The organism is Pontibacter qinzhouensis (genome assembly GCF_008017455.1).
GTDB lineage: Bacteria > Bacteroidota > Bacteroidia > Cytophagales > Hymenobacteraceae > Pontibacter > Pontibacter qinzhouensis.
In genome coordinates this window covers 1-2,122 of record NZ_VRTY01000199.1, presented here as the reverse complement: position 1 = coordinate 2,122, position 2,122 = coordinate 1, and the positions used below count along the sequence as shown (strand labels likewise).

Sequence of the window (2,122 nt, the reverse complement as noted above, 5' to 3'; positions counted from 1 at the left end):
CACCTTCAAGTTCTTTCCACTTTGGGTCGTTTAGCTGAATCATTTTATTAGTTCTTATACCTGCCAACGGCTTGTGCAGCTGATGGGCGAGGCGTAGCCAAGCATAAAAGCTGCACCTTGTTATCTGCTGGCATATTTTAAGAGTTTGAAGTCACTGTTGACACTAATTTGCAAGCATCACATTTAAAGTCATAGAACCCATGCAACGGTTCTTTCAGATTCCATTGCTTCCCACACTTTGGGCATGGTTTAGTTAATTCATCTCCTATTATTTTCCTGTAGTTGAATAGGTAATAATAAGTAGGAACACCAGTTAGCTCTTCTACTTTTTTACAAATCTCCAGCCCCTGCTTAGAGAGTTGGGAATTAGATTCTTGCATTTGGTTTAAGGCCCAATGCTCTCCCACTTCACAATTCATTTGCAAGGTATCACAGCTCTGGTAATTCGATTCCCAGCTCAAGAAAGGCCTATACCCATGGTCAGAGTACTTGGGAAGTTTGTATAGAGGTAAAGCCTGATTGCAAGTGCCACAAGTAATTGGTGACTGAATAGTAATGTAGTTAGTGATAAGAATGTAAAGCTCAGGCTTTTCACACTTACAAGCACCTTGGTAGCTTTCGAAGGTTTTGCCTACTGTTCTTACTTGAAGTTTTGAACCACAGATATTCTCTAACTTTTCAATCTGCCTATTGACATAAAAGTTATGAAACTCGCTGCTCAGAGAATTCTTTTCATGGGAGAAAGGAAAGCAAACTATTCTGTTGTGGTCGATAAACTGGGATTCTATTTTACCTTGGGTCTGTCCATTACTGCGGAAGTGAGATATAAGTAAATTGAACTCTTCAACAAGTTCATCCTTATTGGCTTCAGTTTTTATGTCTATTGCTACTTCTTGAACGAACATTTTATATTTTTTGCTTACAGGTAACGGTCTCGTGTAAACAACGTGCGAGGCCGTCGGCCGAAGCATGATGTTTACACATTGTTAGCGGTTCGGGCTTTTGTTTTTGAGTTGTTGGTTCGTTTAATTTAGGCCTACCCACCATTTTTTAAATTGTTGGTTGGTGTCTTTTAGATTTACAATTTCTCCAATCATTGGTGTTACTAGTGGAAAGTTATAAGATAATTTGTTCAGTTTGGTTATTTTAACCAATGGTTCGTCCCAATCGTGAGTTCCCAATGCAAACTTTGAAGAATGAACAGGAAAAATCCGTTTGGCTTTTAGGTCTTGTGCTGCTTTTAATACGTCTTCAGGTAAATTATGTATGTATCGCCAAGCTTCATTGTATTGTCCGTTATCCAAAATGGCTAAATCAATGGAACCATATTTGCGTCCAATGGCAGCGTAATGTGTGTCGTAACCACTATCACCACCAATATAAATTTTCATACTTGGGGTTTGTAATACATAAGAAGCCCATAATGTGTTTTTTGCTGAAAATCCTCTACCGGAAAAGTGTCGGGCCGGTTCAACAAAAGCGGTAAAACCATTATCTAATTCTACTTTTTCGTTCCAATCTTTTTCAATGATTTTACTATTGTCATATCCCCAATATTCAAAATGCGAACCAACGCCTAAGCCACAAATCACTTTTTTAGTTTTATTTTTTAAAGCAATTAGTGTTTCGTAATCAACGTGGTCGTAATGGTCGTGAGAAATAAACAAGTAATCTATGTCAGGCAAGTCGGCCACTGTGTAAATGTCAGTTCCTTTGAATGATTTTACCGTTTGGGGAATTGGCGAAGCGTTTCCGCTAAGAACGGGGTCAACCAAAATTCGTTTTCCGTCTATTTGTATAAAATAGGAAGAATGTCCAAACCAAACTAATACATTTGAATCAATAGGAAGATTAAATAAATCTGTTTTCACGGACGGAATAATGTCAGTCGGATAATGTCTTGGCTTGTTTTTAATATAGGCCTCGTAAAGCACTTTAAACCAACTGTGCCCCTCGGCAAGAGTAGGCGTGTTGCTTAAGTTTTGGAATTTCCCGTTTTTAAAATTGGGTGATTGTTTTATTTTCTCAAACCTTGTCCCGCTTGGGCTTTTTGTATCCGCCCGACCAAGTACATCTTTCCGGCAGGATGAGCATTTTCTACTTTTGTTTCAAAAACAAAAGA

The 2,122-nt window shown here is 38.4% G+C and carries 2 protein-coding genes; both read right to left on the bottom strand.

Going from position 1 to position 2,122, the window contains the following annotated elements; all coding sequences use genetic code 11:
• Nucleotides 1-137: 137 nt before the first annotated feature.
• Entirely contained in the window at nt 138-905 is a 768-nt protein-coding gene (locus FVR03_RS23970; RefSeq protein ID WP_147924301.1) for a DUF2310 family Zn-ribbon-containing protein, read from the bottom strand.
• 120 nt (nt 906-1,025) lie between these two features.
• Entirely contained in the window at nt 1,026-1,871 is an 846-nt protein-coding gene (locus tag FVR03_RS23965; RefSeq protein WP_255474388.1) for an MBL fold metallo-hydrolase, read from the bottom strand.
• Between the last annotated feature and the right edge of the window lie 251 nt (nt 1,872-2,122).

Excerpts from the sequence above, each read along its gene's own strand:
- FVR03_RS23970 (WP_147924301.1), bottom strand. The coding sequence starts at position 905 with ATGTTCGTTCAAGAAGTAGCAATAGACATAAAAACTGAAGCCAATAAG.